Origin of the sequence: Paenibacillus sp. 598K, from assembly GCF_003851045.1 — a bacterium.
Lineage (GTDB): Bacteria > Bacillota > Bacilli > Paenibacillales > Paenibacillaceae > Paenibacillus_D.
Genome location: NZ_BFBX01000016.1, coordinates 1,506 through 16,885 on the forward strand (window position 1 = coordinate 1,506; position 15,380 = coordinate 16,885).

At 55.7% G+C, this 15,380-nt stretch carries 18 protein-coding genes and 1 pseudogene; 2 read left to right on the plus strand and 17 right to left on the minus strand.

The genetic code is table 11. The features are described from left to right. Positions 1 to 103: 103 nt before the first annotated feature. A pseudogene (locus tag PA598K_RS06430) lies at positions 104 to 295 on the plus strand (manganese catalase family protein); the annotation flags it as partial. Positions 296 to 359: 64 nt separating this feature from the next. Here PA598K_RS06430 and PA598K_RS06435 read toward each other — a convergent pair. The 3 genes from PA598K_RS06435 to PA598K_RS06445 form a co-directional block, all read right to left on the minus strand. Beyond that, on the minus strand, positions 360 to 692 hold the full coding sequence (locus tag PA598K_RS06435) for a DUF4064 domain-containing protein (protein WP_128656437.1): 333 nt from the start codon (positions 690 to 692) through the stop codon (positions 360 to 362). A gap of 120 nt (positions 693 to 812) precedes the next feature. Then, a complete protein-coding gene (locus tag PA598K_RS06440) occupies positions 813 to 1,022 on the minus strand; it encodes a hypothetical protein (protein ID WP_128656144.1) in 210 nt (69 codons plus the stop codon). Next, a complete protein-coding gene (locus PA598K_RS06445; protein WP_128656145.1) occupies positions 1,022 to 1,219 on the minus strand; it encodes an antitoxin in 198 nt (65 codons plus the stop codon). Before PA598K_RS06445 ends, PA598K_RS06440 begins: the two co-directional genes overlap by 1 nt. Positions 1,220 to 1,809: 590 nt before the next feature. Between PA598K_RS06445 and PA598K_RS06450 the strand changes: the two genes are divergently transcribed. After that, positions 1,810 to 2,166, plus strand: coding sequence for a hypothetical protein (locus PA598K_RS06450; RefSeq protein WP_221414100.1), 357 nt, complete (start codon positions 1,810 to 1,812; stop codon positions 2,164 to 2,166). A gap of 203 nt (positions 2,167 to 2,369) precedes the next feature. On the opposite strand, the gene PA598K_RS06455 is transcribed toward PA598K_RS06450, so the two are convergent. The 14 genes from PA598K_RS06455 to PA598K_RS06520 form a co-directional block, all read right to left on the minus strand. Continuing rightward, positions 2,370 to 3,173: a M15 family metallopeptidase gene (locus PA598K_RS06455; RefSeq protein ID WP_128656146.1), complete on the minus strand. Its 804-nt coding sequence runs from the start codon at positions 3,171 to 3,173 to the stop codon at positions 2,370 to 2,372. Next, positions 3,160 to 3,438, minus strand: coding sequence for a phage holin family protein (locus PA598K_RS06460; RefSeq protein ID WP_128656147.1), 279 nt, complete (start codon positions 3,436 to 3,438; stop codon positions 3,160 to 3,162). The genes PA598K_RS06455 and PA598K_RS06460 overlap by 14 nt, the downstream gene beginning before the upstream one ends. A gap of 17 nt (positions 3,439 to 3,455) precedes the next feature. After that, entirely contained in the window at positions 3,456 to 3,743 is a 288-nt protein-coding gene (locus PA598K_RS06465; protein ID WP_128656148.1) for a hemolysin XhlA family protein, read from the minus strand. A gap of 75 nt (positions 3,744 to 3,818) precedes the next feature. Then, the gene (locus PA598K_RS06470; RefSeq protein WP_128656149.1) at positions 3,819 to 3,998 is read right to left on the minus strand and encodes a hypothetical protein; all 180 of its coding nucleotides are present in this window, start codon (positions 3,996 to 3,998) and stop codon (positions 3,819 to 3,821) included. Between the two features lie 44 nt (positions 3,999 to 4,042). Beyond that, positions 4,043 to 5,302: a hypothetical protein gene (locus tag PA598K_RS06475; protein ID WP_128656150.1), complete on the minus strand. Its 1,260-nt coding sequence runs from the start codon at positions 5,300 to 5,302 to the stop codon at positions 4,043 to 4,045. Positions 5,303 to 5,306: 4 nt separating this feature from the next. Then, on the minus strand, positions 5,307 to 8,294 hold the full coding sequence (locus PA598K_RS37260) for a pyocin knob domain-containing protein (RefSeq protein ID WP_221414101.1): 2,988 nt from the start codon (positions 8,292 to 8,294) through the stop codon (positions 5,307 to 5,309). 12 nt (positions 8,295 to 8,306) lie between these two features. Further along, positions 8,307 to 8,948 carry a hypothetical protein gene (locus PA598K_RS06485; protein ID WP_128656151.1) on the minus strand — a complete coding sequence of 214 codons (642 nt, stop codon included), beginning with the start codon at positions 8,946 to 8,948 and terminating at the stop codon, positions 8,307 to 8,309. Continuing rightward, positions 8,941 to 10,113 (minus strand): baseplate J/gp47 family protein, encoded by a 1,173-nt coding sequence (locus tag PA598K_RS06490; RefSeq protein WP_128656152.1) that lies wholly within the window; start codon positions 10,111 to 10,113, stop codon positions 8,941 to 8,943. The genes PA598K_RS06485 and PA598K_RS06490 overlap by 8 nt, the downstream gene beginning before the upstream one ends. Beyond that, the gene (locus PA598K_RS06495; RefSeq protein WP_128656153.1) at positions 10,103 to 10,468 is read right to left on the minus strand and encodes a DUF2634 domain-containing protein; all 366 of its coding nucleotides are present in this window, start codon (positions 10,466 to 10,468) and stop codon (positions 10,103 to 10,105) included. Before PA598K_RS06495 ends, PA598K_RS06490 begins: the two co-directional genes overlap by 11 nt. After that, entirely contained in the window at positions 10,450 to 10,869 is a 420-nt protein-coding gene (locus tag PA598K_RS06500) for a Gp138 family membrane-puncturing spike protein (RefSeq protein WP_128656154.1), read from the minus strand. Before PA598K_RS06500 ends, PA598K_RS06495 begins: the two co-directional genes overlap by 19 nt. Continuing rightward, the gene (locus PA598K_RS06505) at positions 10,866 to 11,660 is read right to left on the minus strand and encodes a phage protein (protein ID WP_260405297.1); all 795 of its coding nucleotides are present in this window, start codon (positions 11,658 to 11,660) and stop codon (positions 10,866 to 10,868) included. The genes PA598K_RS06500 and PA598K_RS06505 overlap by 4 nt, the downstream gene beginning before the upstream one ends. Continuing rightward, positions 11,650 to 11,979 (minus strand): phage baseplate plug family protein, encoded by a 330-nt coding sequence (locus PA598K_RS06510; RefSeq protein WP_128656155.1) that lies wholly within the window; start codon positions 11,977 to 11,979, stop codon positions 11,650 to 11,652. The genes PA598K_RS06505 and PA598K_RS06510 overlap by 11 nt, the downstream gene beginning before the upstream one ends. Then, positions 11,980 to 12,507 carry a phage baseplate protein gene (locus PA598K_RS06515; RefSeq protein WP_128656156.1) on the minus strand — a complete coding sequence of 176 codons (528 nt, stop codon included), beginning with the start codon at positions 12,505 to 12,507 and terminating at the stop codon, positions 11,980 to 11,982. Continuing rightward, complete coding sequence (locus PA598K_RS06520) at positions 12,491 to 15,373, minus strand: phage tail tape measure protein (protein WP_128656157.1); 2,883 nt, start codon at positions 15,371 to 15,373, stop codon at positions 12,491 to 12,493. Before PA598K_RS06520 ends, PA598K_RS06515 begins: the two co-directional genes overlap by 17 nt. Positions 15,374 to 15,380 lie beyond the last annotated feature (7 nt).

Below are 15,380 nucleotides of genomic sequence, written 5' to 3' on the forward strand. Positions count from 1 at the left end.
GGTGCTGTTGTGCTGGAAATTAAGCGGGCCGCTCCAGCCCCCTCGGGGGCTGGAAACTGGCTTAAAACTAGGTTCTAAAGATACTATACGAGGGGGATGAGCCATGTGGATCTATGACAAGAAGCTGCAGTATCCGGTCAGGGTGAGCAAGTGTGACGTGCGGATGGCCAAGTATCTGGCTGAGCAATACGGCGGCGCGGACGGCGAGCTTGCCGCTGCGCTTCGGTATCTGAACCAGCGTTATACGATTCCCGACAAAGTGATCGGCTTGTTAACTGACATAGGTACCGAGGAATCAGTACCAACATGTTGTAGGTATAAAAAAGAACCGCCGAGGATTTCCCTCATGCGGCTCTTTTTTATATGGCTGCAGTTGCTGGTGCTTCTTTCTTCTTTTTACTGAACAATCCCATGCATCCAGCAACAATAAGCAAAACGCCAGACAGTATGTAAAACATTGAAATGCTGATGAACCCAGCCACGCCGCTAATCAGCATCAAAGTACCGGCAAGCTTAGGCTTGCTCTTAGAAAACGCTGATCCGATGATACCAAGAATACTGAATAGCAGTGCGGATATACCCAAACCTGTAATTTGAGATGTACCCGAATCCGACAGCGCAGCGTCGACCCCGCCAATCATCATAGCAACAATTGCGGCGATAATACCAAAAATCCCCCCGACTAAACCCATCGCGAACAAAATAATCTCCTCCTATGGAATTATTATCCTTAGGAAGATAGTACTACATTTTGTCTGATTTTGTATATAGGGAAATTTACAAGCGCTTGGGAATTTAAAGAGCCAGCCGAATTACTCCGCTGGCTCCTGTTGCTGTTGGGTTTTGTGGAATAGATCGTCGTATTCCTGTGCCCATTCTTCTGCTTCTTCCCGTGCTTCCTGCTCAGCTTTATACAGCTGGGCTACTGCTATCCGCATAACTTCATGCGAGATTTTTTCACCGGCAATATATCGTTCCACTACCCGGTACACTTTTTTCATTTGCGCAGGATGAATGGGCATTATGACCCCTCCTGACGCTTCACTTTCTCCTCCAGGGCCTCGGTCAAGAATTCATTCAGACTCATTCCGGCAGCCTTGGCAGCTTCTTCGTATACAGCCTTTCGACCTTTCGGCACATAAGGATAGAGCCGATCGTATGCCGCCGCGTTGTACTTGTTCTTAGCCCGCGTGGCGGCCGTTCCTTTTTTCTCGCTCATACTATCATCTCCTTTCATCCAAAATAACACAAAAAATATACTCACGCAAGTACAAAAATCCTTGACAATATACTCACGTTAGTATATAATAAGAATATAAGGAGGTGAGACAATGAGACAAACAAGAAAGAAGAAGCACAAGATTAAGCGAAGTGTAATTCTAAAGTGGTTGGTAGCAGCCATCCACCTAGCAGCTTCGCTAATCACCCTCATCGCCGCGATGCGATAATCACAACGGGGAAGGGAGCCGAAAGGCTCCCGGAACCACCGGGATGAAATATAAGGGGCTTCTTCTTTCTATATTATATCACAAGGAGCTGAGAACATGAACAGGGCCATAAGTATTGTAACCTGCGTCATGCAGGTCGCTGCGGTAATCATCAGTATTGCGGCCTTAATCATTTCCATCGGCAAGCTGATTTAAAAAAAACAACTGAGGCACTTCGCTGCCGACTTGCCCAACGAAATAACCATTTGTTTGACAGAGTAAAACAACCGTGGTATATTTGTTTTACGGAGTCAAACAAACAACTAGAGAACAGATATTGCCGCAGATGCGACAACGGCGTCGGGCGCGGGAGGAAATAGCAGTGGTGAAAGTTATAATTAAAGAAACGGGTGCTTTGGAAACACTGAGCATGATCGCGTCTAACGGCACAGATGCAGCAGCTGACATGATCGGAAATCACGACGGCTTCGGCTCTGAGAGCTGGCAGTTTGAACTTGATTCCGATACGGGCATCTACACAGCTAACCAAGAAACGTATGACTGGTGGGCGAAGGTGCTGACGGAAAATGAGGAATTGGAGGAGCGTATCGAGGCATTGAAGGAAGAACATGGGTCAGAAGCAGTTCAGGAAGTAATCGAATCCGCAGGAAGTGTAGACCTTGAAGACCATGCAGCAAATTTAAATAAAGCTCTGGATGAGGCGTTCTCGGGAAACTAATCCCCCCGCTGGCAGGAGTGACAGAAGCCGCTGAAATGCTCGGTTGGAAGAAACAGCATGTCTCGGTTTACATGCAACGCGGGAAGTTCCCCGAGCCAATCCAGCGACTTGCTGGCGGGCCGCTTTGGACAGTCAAGCAAATTGAAGAGTATCGGGATAAACGACAAAAAGCCCCCACTGACGAAAGTCAGTGAGGGCTTTTCCTATACCGTGATGCTCGCTGTCTTGCTCTGCCCATCCCACGCCACAACGCCCCCGACAGCCTCACCAGCGGCCCGCAACGCAACGTAGGTCACGCCATCGATCAGCATACCCGCGACAGGCTTACCGTTGACCGTGGCCGTCTTGGTCACGTTGTCCCAGCCGATGACGCAGCCAGCAGCCTCTCCTACCGCTCGCAGCGCCGCATAGGCCCGCCCGTCGATCAGCAGGCCGCTGGCGACCTCTACGCCGTTGACCACGATGCGGCAGGCTGGGTGCTTGGGTTCCGGGGCATCGCCGTCCAGGATGCGCCGTGTAGCCGCCTCGATCTGCGCCTGTGTCGGTCTGCGCCCCGCCCGGTACTGCGCCGTCGTCAGCCCGAATGTCATCTCGAAATGCGGATTGTCCTTAAAATCCTTCCAATCGCCGCCCCAGGCAAAGCCGAGCTTCTTTCCCTCCTCGGCGACCTCCATCCAGTCCCGCAGCTTGTTCCCGTTGCCATCTCGCGTCATATCCCACGACACGTTGCGCCCATCCGGCAGCAGCAGGGCGAAGTCAATCGCCGCGCCGAAATTATGGTAGCTGTAGCCGCCCCGGGCGTTGGTCACCTTGGCTCCCGGCTTGGTCCGGCCTTGGGCATAGAGTGCGTCCTGCTCCGCGATGGTCCGCAGCCCCTGCGTGATGACGATCGGCACGCCTCGAGCGTAGCAGCGATCGATCAGCCGCTCGGCAGCCAGCCGAACAACAGGCAAAAGGCCCGATAGCCGGGCCTGTGACTTGCTCTGAACTTGGTCACGCGTCAGCATCGTTGTTTGCCCCCTTTGTTGCCTGCTTGACGACCTGGTTACCGTAGACTGCCACGGCTGCCACTAGCACGCCCTGGATGACGCTATCCACGCCCCAGCCCATCAGCAGGCCGGACATGACCACTCCGACCGCTGTGACGATGTAGATGATAAGCCAGTCAGGTATGCGCGGCGTCAGCTTTGCGCCATATCCGACAACCCAACAAAGAGCCAGCACCCCGGCCAGCTCCGGCACGATCAAAGCCTCAATTACAGTCCATTCCATGATTACCATTCCTCCTATTAAATGTTGAATCCCCCACGCATAGCAAAGCCCACCACAAAAACGATCGCCGCCCCACCGATTGCTGTCAGCAGCCAAAACCCAACCTTGCCAATGCCGTTAAGTCGGAGATGGGCAGACTTTGTACTTTCGACCGCTTTTGTGACTGCCCCCTCGACATCATCGAGTCGCCGGTGAAGATCGTCGAGGCGACGGGTAAACTCGTCCAAACGCTCCAAGCGTGTCGAGAGCTTGCCCAGCTCGACCCTAATCTCGGTGATTGTGTTGTGCAGTTGTGACATATCCATGACCTCTCCACCTCCCAATGCATGGCCCCCCTATCTCCAATATAAAAGGCCCCGCCGAAGCGAGGCCCTGACTACCTATGCTGTTTGTTCGCTCTCCTGCTGCTCTTGCTGCTCCTTGTCCTCTTGTGCGGCAAGGTTGAGATAACCGGCGAGGGTCTTCGCCTCGTCTTCCAGCGCCTGCTTTTCCACGCTCAGTGCGTAGAGCTGGGCCTGTACCTGGGTCAGTCTTTCTGCAGCTTTTTGTCTAGTATTCATTTTCATCTCTCCTCAAAATTAGTTTGTAGCGACTTATGAGCTTGTTAACGGTTTGGCAGCTCGTACACATTGCCGCCTACCTTGGCGCGCGGCGGGTAGGTCGCTTTTACTGTCGTAGGAATGAATGCATATTTACCGTCGCTCATAATGAAGCCCATTTGTCGCCCTGTTGATGTGCCTAGCGCCTCGAACGCAAAGGTGCTGCCCGATTTGTCTGCACATGCATAATAGCGGCCAAGACGATCTATGTCGTTGCTTGTACCATAACCAGACACGATAGAGGCAACTTGCGTGATGGTGTTCGGTGTCGTGGCCGACACTCCAAAAAGAATATTCCTGTCCGTTGCTCCCCTGTGTCCATAGAGAATGAAACCGCCGGTTGTGACGTCGTAGTGGAAGGACATAGCTCCCTCGTAGTTAAAGGCCCCGTCGATCCATGCATAGGCTAGAGATCCGATCCACGAAACGCTCGACGATCCATTATGCAAGCCTATAATGATTGTGCTTTCTGTAGCAATTGCAAAATAGCCATTGTTAAACCTCGAAAAGTCAATGCGTGTCGGGACGCTCGACACCGACGTGCTGTATGTCGTGTAGAAGGCAAGCGAAGTCGAGGATGACACCATGAAGTGCTTGATATTGGATGACGTGGCGTTAATGATCGCGAATAAATGCTTGCTGTCGGCGCTCCATGCGATATCTTGGCTTTTATTTGCCCCGAGGGAGTAGTTAAGTACCGAGACAAAATTGGTATCACTGTCGACACGATAGCCCCGCATGACGTAGGACGATCCGTTATAAACCACGCAAGTAATCCAACGACCATCAGGCGAACATTTCAACGCCCCGATGCCATTTGAGGCAGTACTTTCGAACGGCCCTCCGACATAGTTCACCGTTGTCGAGAATACCAACGTCCTGGTTCCCGATAAGATGCCATCGGCGCTCACTGGCATTACGTAGATGCTCACCACCGGTGTAGCATCTGACTCCGTGAATACGATTAGGCCGTCATGGACCCAATCTACCATTAAGGTTTTACCCGCCGCTAAATAATTGGATACATAGGCCCAACCGTTCGCGGCTGTTTTCCGGTAAATCTCAATCAATTGGTTGCTGTAATTGGCAGAGTAGGCTACCGCCAGCATGTTCCCACTCGGGGAAAAACGGACCCATGACACTAAGTTGGTCGACGCCGTGGACGTTCGCCATTTACCCACATCTGGGTTGGCCCTGTTGTACGTATGGTTATAAACAATTTCATCCAGCTGTGTGGCTGTATCCGGGTAATATATTTGCCCCATCCGTCTACACCTCCAAGATTGACGCGGACACCTTAACGGCGCCGGCCACGGATGAATTGACAATGACTCTTATCGCTGCGGCCGTCGTGTTGATGAATACCGGCACCAGTGAATATGACCCTGTTGCGAAACTCTTTGTATCGACGATGAACGTCGTTTGTGCGCCGCCCGAATCCGTATAAGTTACAGCAACTTTTAGCACCGTCGTGGCCGTCACTCGTACATAAACATTAACTAACCGGTTGCCTTGCGTCGTTGGCGTATAGGTCAACGCCGTTGCGTCTGTCGATGCGGACGCCACGTTGTATTCGACTATATTGCCCGCTTTGCTGACCAGCGTCGTACTGGAGACCGTGAACGGTGCACCGCTGCCTGTGATTGTCAGCGCTGGAGCAGATATCGTCCCGGTAAAAAAGGCGTCGTTGTTAGGGGCGAGCCGCAGCGCTGCAGCCCCATCGTTTAGACTTGCCCCACCCGTAGCAAAATTTAGATAGCCTGATGAGGATCGAGACCTGATATAACTTGCTCCTGCTCGGGTAAAAAACTGTTCGTTGCCATCTGGCGCGATTCCCCAGTTGCCTACCGTTCCAGCGGATGTGATGCTTGCGACGGTCAGCCCTGCAAAGCTCGGGCTTGCTGTCGTCCGCAAGTCTTGGTTAATGTGGTAACCATCTACCGTATCTGCATCCAGGCCGCTTCCCGATCCCATCGCTCGTGCATCCCAAACTCTAAACCAGGCTCCCCAATCTGAACCATAACGGTTTCGAGTCCATGTCCTTGCATTGTTTATCTGATATTCCGTCAGCGTTTGTTTGCTGCCTGCATGTATTTCAACGAACAAAGAAAAAGCATAGTTTGTCGGGCAGTTAGTAAGGGTCTGAGCCGTAGCACTTGCGCCGCAATGGTAGAAACCAGCCGTTGTTATGTTATTAAGGTCGGTGTTTGCCGCTATGGCTTGGGGACGCATAATAAAGTCGGTTGCGTGATACCCATCCAACATGTCGGCGTTAAGGTTGCTGACCAGCGTAGTACTCACCACGACTAGCGGAGCTTGTCCAGTCGCCTGGCTAGAGATAAACCGTGTGGCACCTGCATTGCCTTCTACGTCGAGTTCGTGTTGAGGACTGATTTTCCTTACGCCTAGTCTGCCATTAGGTAATATGTGTATGCCGTTTGATGTCGACCATGGACTCGCTCCGTACCCCAAATACAACCTTTGGGTCGATTCGCCGGTCCCGAACAAACCTACGCCAGCTATTCTAGTACCGGTAGTGTCTTCCAAAAAACTTGCGCCGCGCGCCCACGATCCAGGCGTTCCGCTATTATTAGGAACTCTCTGATTGTAGCCGCCTGTTGCAGCGTTAAGATTTAAACCTGCAAATGTGGGACTTGCCCCACTACGCACGTCTTGATTAATGTTAGCTGCAGTGATGCTTCCTGCAAATGCGGCGTTGCCATTTGAACGCGTAATTGTCAATGCTCTGCCTGCGGTGCCATTGTCGCCATAATGATAAACGGCAAAGTCAGAACCTGCATTCGAGCCCGTTTCCTCGTTTTGAAACCCTATCCCCCAACGGAGGGCATCGTCGCTATTACGCAAAATTTGATGTAATGCCCCGCCCGATGTTCCTGTTCTCGAAGAAGAGTAAGTTCGTGCAAATAAATCGCCATCATCGTTCCTTCTGGCTACGGTGTTTCCGTCTTTCGCAGAAGAGGCGTGGTACCCATCTAACATATCGGCATTCAGGTTCGTGACTACGGTTGTGGAAGATACCGCAAAAGGTGATGTGCCTGTTGCTATACTTGATGTGAACCGTCTTGCCCATACATCGCCATTTGTATTTCTCGCCATTAGTGTTGAGGCCGTGGCAGATTCGGAGACGTGATACCCGTCCACCATATCGGCGTTTAGATTGGCCACCACGGTTGTAGAATTAACATACAAGGGCGGGGTCCCTGTCGCGACTGACGAGGCGTAGGAGTTGGCATGTACGTCCCCAGCCGCATTACGTGCGACTACTGTATTTCCTGCGGAAGCCCCGGAAACGGCGTGTAAACCGTCCAACAGATCAGCGTTAAGATTGCCCACTAGCGTACTACTCAACACATTTAGCGGTGCTGTCCCCTGGGCAACATCAGAATAATATGCCTTAGCTACAATGTTGCCGGAGGCGGTCCGAGCTGCAACGGTGTTGGCCGTGCTGTTGTTTGCGGCGTGGTATCCGTCCAGCATATCGACGTTCAGGTTGGTTACTAGCGTCGGGCTGGCGATGACAAACGGCGGATAAGAGGAGTCAATTGTCGATATGAGCTGACCCGATACCTCAGTGCTGCTGCGCCAGTTGGTGCCCAACTTAATCTTTCCTGTCCCCCCGACCCCAAATACAAGGTCGCCATCGTCGAGCTGATTGTGAAAGGTAAATGTGCGGCTGCCTCCCCCTACATAACCAAAATACGCTCCGCGTGTATTTTGGTCGGAGGCCAGCGGGTAAAAGCCTAAATAGACATGATTGGCCGTGCCGCCTTTAAGCAGCAAGGACTCCCCCTCATTGGCAGGCCGTAGCACCGTCCGGCCAATCGTAGCAGCAGCAAACGTCGGATTGGCCGACGTCCGTACATCCTGATTGACGCGTCCGGCCGCCGTGTTCCAGGTCGACTTTTCAGCGTCGGTCGCAAAGCGATTGCTTGCGTCCTGGACAATCATGCTCGCCGGATGTGTCGCCGGATGCGTGTAGTTGTTCGCCCCGGCGGCGATCCCGCCGAGCTTGGTTTTCTCGGCCGTGGTGTAGTCCTCGGTCGAGAGCTGTTTCCCGTCCACCTTTTCGACGGCCTTGGTCTGCAGCTCCTTGATGGAGCGCCACACCTTGTTGAAAAACCAGTTGAGCCAGGCAGCAGGCGGCTTGTCATTGACCTGCCATCCCTCCGTCCGCTTGGACGCTGGCGGCTCGATCCCTTCCGCCTGCCACTCTGGCGGCTGTTGATCAAATGCCATGATATCTCCCTCCTAGATGGGCAATGGATAATCGTCGCCCGGCTCGTAGATTGTCCCCAGCTCGCCGCCGGTCGTCATCGCTGGATCGGCCAGGCCGTGCGGCCCGCTCTCCAACACGTCATACTGCGAGGACAGGGCAAACGTCCCGGCTAGCTCGATCTGTGCCACCCGGACGCCCGCCGCTACCGTCTTTTGGATGATCCGAGCAAACTGTATCGGCGACATGCCGACCTCGTTCAAGCGCCGCACCGGGACGCGGATCAGGTTAATTGCGGCTGGCTCTGGCTCCAGCGGATCAGCAAACTTTTCGACAATTCGAATGTCGCTATAGTCGCAATCAAGCGCGATAGCCAGCACCCGTATAATCGTGTTGACGTCTGTCTTGGACAGGTTGCGTGCGATCTTGGACTTAAGCAGCACTCGGTAAACCTCGTCGGTCGCTGCCCCGCGCGGCTGCACGATGTTCGTCCCGATCCGGTCAAGCGTCGTCCCTTGGGCGGCGTCGATGTCGCGCCACTCTCGCACGCGCTCCAGTGTCTCGTCGAGCTGCGCGAGCTGGCCGTGTAAAATGCCGATCAGCTTACCCAGGTTGCTGGTTGGTGACTTGTTGTAAGCGTCAGAAAAGCGTCGCAGCATGTCCTTGACGCTATACATGGCTGCTCGCCTCAATATCGACGGCGCGCGTCCGAGCGACCTCGTGCGGCGCGATGGACACATTACCCATCGCCATACTGCCGGACGTCTTACCGACGCGCAGCGTCATGTCCTCGACGCCCTCAACGGCATAGACCGCCGCAACCAATCGTGTATAGACGACCGGCGCACCCATCGACAGGCCGTTGTAATACGTCCCGGCCGCATCCTCACCGCCGATATAGCGGATGATCGCCGCTCTGACCTGCTCGTCGCCGTCGATCGGGTACTGTGCGTTGCGCGTGACCTCGACCTCGACCAGCATCGCGACCTCGGCCGCGCGGGAAAACTTGACCGTGTGCGGTTGACCGCCCAGGTCCGTCACCTGTACGCTGATCGCTCCATACGGCTCGATGCCCCCCGACTTGACGCTAAAGATCGTATCGGCAATCTCTTGATCCTCACCGCCCAATACAAACGCCTCGAATGACTTCGGCGGGCGTCCGGCGTCCGGCGTCATACCGTAGTTTTCGAGGATCGTTGCCGCCCGGATCGACGGCAGCCGCAGCAGCGCGCCGCGCAGGGCGTCGACAGAGGCCGCGCCCCCGCCAGCGACGGACAGATCGAACCGCTGCCGAAACTCGGCGTCTGTCTCCTTCTCACGGCCGCCAGTGACGGCCGTTGCATTGTTGACAGTAAGGATATCCGGCACGGGATTGACGAGGATCGTGATTGTCCCAGCCGCCACATTGCCCGATGCTCCCGCCTCTAGCGCCTCGATCGGCACTGTCGCCGTGCCATCCTCCAGCTCGACGGCGGTCGTCGTCTCATACTCTATGCCTAGCCGAGTCGTAACCCGCGTCCCCGCTGGGACGATATAGCCCGGCGTGCCGGTGATCGTCAGCAGCCCGGACGCCCATTGCGCCTGTGTTCGGGTAATCCCAACCTGCGGCCCGAGCCGGTCGAGGTTGTTACCGGTCGCGGTCGGGATGTAGCCACTGTTATAGACATCCTCGGCATTGCTCCAGCTCATCGCAAGGAACCACGCGAAGATACGCAGGATGATGCCGAGCGGCGAGCGAACCGACGTATTGACCGTGTCGCCGAATGCCTCCCGCGCCTTGTCCTCCATCTGTGACAGGAGGTCGTCGAAGCGCAGCCGCTTAAAGCCTCTGCTATCCAACAACGGTCTCCACCCCCTCGATCGTGATAATGTCGCCGTTGATCGCGCTCGCCGTCACATGGACCTTCGCCGTCCGCTCTGCCCGGTCAAAGACCACGGTCACCTCGTCGACGGTCTGGATGCGCGGCTCCTGCAGGAGCGCGGCGGCGATCGCATCCCGGTACGACTCCCCGGAAACGTCCTTGCCGATGATCGCATCAAAGTCCAGGCCATGCACCGGGTCCAAAAACCACTCCCCGGCCCGCGTGCCGAGCGTCAGCCGACAGCCTTGGGCGATCTCCTCCGGGCCGGACACGGTCTGCAGCTCACCATCGAGCAGGACCAGGTCGCCGAATGCGTCTACTCGGAGAGCGAACATGGCAGCACCCCCACAATGACCGCATCGTTACGACTGTGCCGTCGGCCCGTATCCGGCGCGGCCACCTGGCCGGATAGCGTGTTTTTGATCTCAGCATCGGCGCAGACGACAAAGACGACGTCGCCGCGCTGCAGCTTGGGCCGCATCGTCGTCTCGACTGGATAGGTGCTGCTGCCGAGCTGCAGCGTAAAGCTCACCTTTTGGCCGAGCGTCGGCACGCCCAGGAGCTGCGCTGGTTGATCGCCCGTCAGCTTCAGCAGCGGCTGCACGTCGGCGAGCAGCGTTGTCTCGTCAAAGGCGACCACCTTGCACGGGAGGGCGACGTTCAGGCGGTCGGCCTGCTGGCCGCCCTGGCCGCCGAGTAGCCGGGAGAGCGTCCCGGCCGGATTGACTCCGCTCATATAATCGCCTCCACCTCTGTTAAAAAGTCTCCGGTATTGCTAAAGGTATGGCTGCCGCTGCGGACATGCAGCTTGCCGGACCATTCGCGGCTCGTCAGGTTAATGACTGATCCCGTCGTGAGTCGGCGCTGCAACTGCGCCTGCAGCCGATAGCCTTGTAGCCCGCCGTCGCTAAAATACTCCGGACTGCCGATCAGGCCCGTGTCCGGCGACAGGTTAAAGACGGCGTCGGCTCCGCTGCGCAGGCTACGCACGTAAAGCTTGCCCTGGTTAATGTAACAGGACGTGCCGCAGTCCTTGCAGACGTCGGCGATGATGTCCGTCACCTTTCCCTTGGCCGAGTACCCATCTTGATAGCGGTAGTCTCGGTTGAGCTGCATCTGTGCGACCGGCAGGCCGATGTACGTCGCCATCTGCTTAATGATCGCGCTGGCCAGCGTGTTTTTGGCGTAAGCAATCTCTTTGACCTCGCGTTTGGACAGATCCTCGCTATCCATGACGTAGATCGTCGTAATCTTGTCGACGCCCTCCCAGCGCGTGCGGACTGACGAGATACGGCCGTGCAGGATAACGCCGACGTCGCCGGTGTAGCCTGCATTAACCATCAGCACCTCATTGCGCTTGATGTTGTTAATCGTCGTCTGCGCCAGGTTGTACAGTTGCAGCTCCGACTCGTTGGGCAGGGGGTCCGCGTCAAAGGGGACGGTACCACTCATCCCAAACTTGCCGAGGCTAAACGACATGTTGGCCGTCATGATCTCGACGGCCCGGCCGAAGTTTTTATAGCTCACCGTCCGCTCCCTCCCGATCTACGACATAAAGGAAGACGCTCACGCCGAGCGTCTCCCAGGTTACCGCCGTGCTGCTTTCTGACTCGTCGAAGGGAACGAGCGCGAGCTTTGGGAAACGATGATCGTAGATGTCCCAAAACATCGTTTGCCCGTAGACGAGCTTTTCCCCGTAGGCCAGCACCTCCCCGTCACGGGATAGGTCGATGGTAAAAAAATCGTGGTCGGGGTTGTAATGGACTTCGAAGGTAAATGGCTCGTCGGCGATCGAGATGTCGAAGCGGTACGGGACCAGCTCCTTTTCGATTTCGATGTATTCCACTTAGCTCCCTCCCCACTTGCTGCCTGCTTTAAACGTCACCTTCGGCGGCTTTTCCTTTTCCTTCTTGCCGCTGCCGGATTTCTTTTTGCTACCGCCAGCCTTTTTGTTGCTCTTGGTCTGCTTGGTGCCGCTGTTGACGATCGGCACCACTTGCGCTTTGACCGGCGGCGGCAGCGTCTCGGCATAGGCCGTTGTCGCTACCCGCACCTCGCGGAGCTCCATCGTAAAGGTCATGCCGTTTGCGTGGGCATAATCATGTGTCGTGTCGAAAGCGGTAATCAGTCCCGTAAAGGCATTGCGACCAACATACTTGATTACCTGACCCTTGTCCTTGACCGACAGGATGTAGGCCCGCACCTTGGCCGCATCTGGACCGGCGATGATGCCGGAGAGCGCCAGCGTGCGCGCCTGGGCCTGCACATGGTCAATCAGGTTAATTCCCTTTTCGACCGGCTGCTCTGTGACGGCGACCGGGTAGGATGGGGACTCCGTCTCGACCGTTAGATAGTGATTATCCAGTAAGGCCATCGATATCCACCCCCATTATGCGCGCCGCAGCCTCCAACATGTCCTGCATCTCTTGTCGGACGGCCGCCCGGATATCGGCAATCGTCTTGTCGTCGGCGTTGCCGTTGATGTTGATATTGATCTCCGGCGCAGTAAAGCTAACGTCACGGCTGCCGCTGCTGCGAGCTGGGGCCGACTCCGGCGTATATGGCCGCTCCTGCGGTCGCTGGCTCCGCTCTCGCCGACTATCATCAGCGCGAGGGATGCCGACGACGTCAACCTCGGCGATGACGGGCTGCACCGGCGCGATCTGCGGCATAACAGGCCACTCTCGCTCGGGCTGGCTCTCCTCGGCACGAGGGACGCCGATCTCGGCGGTGACAGGCTGCACCAGCACGATCTGCGGCATAGCAGGCCGCTCTCGCTCAGGTCGACCGTCGTCGATGCGATCTGCGCCAATTGACGTAACCTTGGGCATGCGCGGCCGCTCCTGGTACTGCCTATTTTCCTCGGCGGTAAGGACGCGCTCGCCTTTATGCAGCTCGGCAATAAATCCGTCATATGGGACATAGGAGAGACCTTTGGCATAACTCCCGTCCACTCCAGCCGCCCCGCTGACTGTGACCTCAGCTTCCGCCTTGCCGCCAAAAAAGCCCTTGACTCCATTGACAAAATTGGTGCCCATCTGCTCGACTTTGTCCATGAGCGCACCGGCCATGGAACCTATACCCTCAATTAGACCGTTAATGATGTCTCGGCCAACGTCGATAAGGCTGATCCCGGCAAAAAACTCGGCGACCTTGTCCCACATTTCCTTGACCTCGGTCCATAGATTGGTCCCGGCCGTCTTGATGCTCGTGACGATGCCATCCCAAATGCTCTTGACCTTGTTCCAGACCTCGGTCATCTTGGTTTGCGTCGCGTTGACAGCATTGGTCCACGCGCCGCTAATCGCGGACCAAACGGACGACGCCGCGTCGGATACCGTCGAGGTAATGCTGTTCCAGGTCGACTTAAGCCAATCCCACACCGCCGTAAATACGGTGATTGTGACCGACTTAATCTGATCCCAATACTTGATGACAAGTCCGATCAGCAGCCCGATCGGACCGAGAATGACCGCAAGCAGCACCACGCCCCATTTTTTCAAAAAATTCGTGACCGCGTTAAACGCCGTCACGAATGCTTTGGGTACCGTCACCCGGAAGAAGTTAATGACGGCCATCGTGCCCTTTTTGACGCCCGCCCACATTTTGTTGATAAAGGCCCGGAACTTGTCCGACCGCTTGTAGGCAATGACGAGGGCGACGCCCAGCCCGACAAGAGCTGCGACGACGATACCGATCGGGTTTAGCGCCATGACAGCATTAAATGCGGCCTGTGCAATCGACCAGGCTTTTGTCGCTATGCTGGCTGCCTTGGTGACGGTCGTTATCGTCATGACGACGCCTTTATACGCAACAAAGGCCGCCGTCAGCGAGGCGACCAGGGGTAAAAAGCCCTCCCACTCCACAACAGACTTGCCGACATCGGCAATCTTACGGCCAATCTCCTGGATGTGCGGCCATAGTGCGGTAACGGCCGCGACGAGCTTCGTGCCGATTAAGGTTGCGATCGGCTCCAGGTCAGCCCATAACACCTTACCCTTATCGATCAGAGCGACAAAGGCGTTTACGGCCTGATTGACAAATTGTTTGATGTACGGCACGACAATTTGCGCGACCAGGATTACTTTTTCAATGCCGCCTCCGATCGCCCCGCCTATGGCATTGCCCACGGTTTTGATCTGCGCCTGATTGTTGGACAGCCATTGTCCAAACCGATTAAGGTACGGCAGCAGCTTTTGCCCGATCGGGATCAGGATGCCCGTCTCGATCGAGCGGCGGAACATCGCCATTGCCTCGCCAGGCCGGTTAAACTTGACCTGGTTTAACTCCTCCATCGTGCCTTTGCTCATGTCGAATTGCTTGTCGACATAGCCCATCGCGGTAATGACATCTTTTTGAAGGTCCTCAAATTGCGTGCCGAACAGACCCACGGCCACCGTGTTTTGATGCACGGGGTCTGAGATATCCCCGATCATCTGCACGATGTCGGTAAATGCCTGCTTGGCCGCTGGCCCGCCCGCTGCAAAGGTTGACATCATCTTGTCAGCGTTGAGGCCCAACATCTCGAAGGCTTCGACCGCGCCTTTGTCACCGGCATCTTTTGAGCGGATGCCAAACTCCTTGACTGCGTCGGCTACCTTGTCCAAATTAAACGCGCCTTCCGCCGATCCGGCTGCCAGCGTGTCGAACATCTCGTCAGCGTTGAAGCCTAGCGTTTTAAACTGGAGCGAGTATTCATTAATTGTGTCGATCAGTTCGCCCGAAAAGTCGAGTCCCTTTTGCGTACCCTGAGCCATCAAATTAAATGCCTGCTCTGAGGTGATGCCGAAGTTTTCGACCATCGTTTTGGCCGCGCGAACCGACTCATTGACCTCGATTCCGAACGCATCGCGCAGCAGCAGCGCGTGCTTGGTTGTGCGCTCTAGCTCGTCGCCCGTATCTCCTGTGATCTGCCGGACGCTGGCGATCGATGTCGCGAGATCGTTCCAATCCTTCCCAAAATTTTGGCTATAGAGGCCGGACGCGACTTCCCGCGTCGCCTCCATCTGAGCGGCTGTTTCCCCAGTCGCCATTTGTATTTGACCCATTGCGTTTTCGTAGTTGGTCGCCGTTGCAAGCCCGGCAGCGCCGATGCCGATCATCGCCGTCGTCGCTGCTGTGCCCAGGCCAATAACGCTCTTGGTCAGTTTGGCGACCTTACTATCGGCACTCTTAATGCCCTTGGAGTTAAATTTAAAGCCGACTGAGTACATCAGCGAGCCTATAATCCCGCCTGCCATGATGCCT

Coding starts and splice junctions, on each gene's coding strand:
- PA598K_RS06515 (WP_128656156.1), bottom strand. CDS start 12,507: ATGGCCTTACTGGATAATCACTATCTAACGGTCGAGACGGAGTCCCCA.
- PA598K_RS06495 (WP_128656153.1), bottom strand. CDS start 10,468: ATGTTCGCTCTCCGAGTAGACGCATTCGGCGACCTGGTCCTGCTCGAT.
- PA598K_RS06460 (WP_128656147.1), bottom strand. CDS start 3,438: ATGGAATGGACTGTAATTGAGGCTTTGATCGTGCCGGAGCTGGCCGGG.
- PA598K_RS06435 (WP_128656437.1), bottom strand. CDS start 692: ATGGGTTTAGTCGGGGGGATTTTTGGTATTATCGCCGCAATTGTTGCT.
- PA598K_RS06520 (WP_128656157.1), bottom strand. CDS start 15,373: ATGGCAGGCGGGATTATAGGCTCGCTGATGTACTCAGTCGGCTTTAAA.
- PA598K_RS06500 (WP_128656154.1), bottom strand. CDS start 10,869: ATGAGCGGAGTCAATCCGGCCGGGACGCTCTCCCGGCTACTCGGCGGC.
- PA598K_RS06440 (WP_128656144.1), bottom strand. CDS start 1,022: ATGCCCATTCATCCTGCGCAAATGAAAAAAGTGTACCGGGTAGTGGAA.
- PA598K_RS06445 (WP_128656145.1), bottom strand. CDS start 1,219: ATGAGCGAGAAAAAAGGAACGGCCGCCACGCGGGCTAAGAACAAGTAC.
- PA598K_RS06455 (WP_128656146.1), bottom strand. CDS start 3,173: ATGCTGACGCGTGACCAAGTTCAGAGCAAGTCACAGGCCCGGCTATCG.
- PA598K_RS06475 (WP_128656150.1), bottom strand. CDS start 5,302: ATGGGGCAAATATATTACCCGGATACAGCCACACAGCTGGATGAAATT.
- PA598K_RS06485 (WP_128656151.1), bottom strand. CDS start 8,948: ATGTATAGCGTCAAGGACATGCTGCGACGCTTTTCTGACGCTTACAAC.
- PA598K_RS37260 (WP_221414101.1), bottom strand. CDS start 8,294: ATGGCATTTGATCAACAGCCGCCAGAGTGGCAGGCGGAAGGGATCGAG.
- PA598K_RS06470 (WP_128656149.1), bottom strand. CDS start 3,998: ATGAATACTAGACAAAAAGCTGCAGAAAGACTGACCCAGGTACAGGCC.
- PA598K_RS06465 (WP_128656148.1), bottom strand. CDS start 3,743: ATGGATATGTCACAACTGCACAACACAATCACCGAGATTAGGGTCGAG.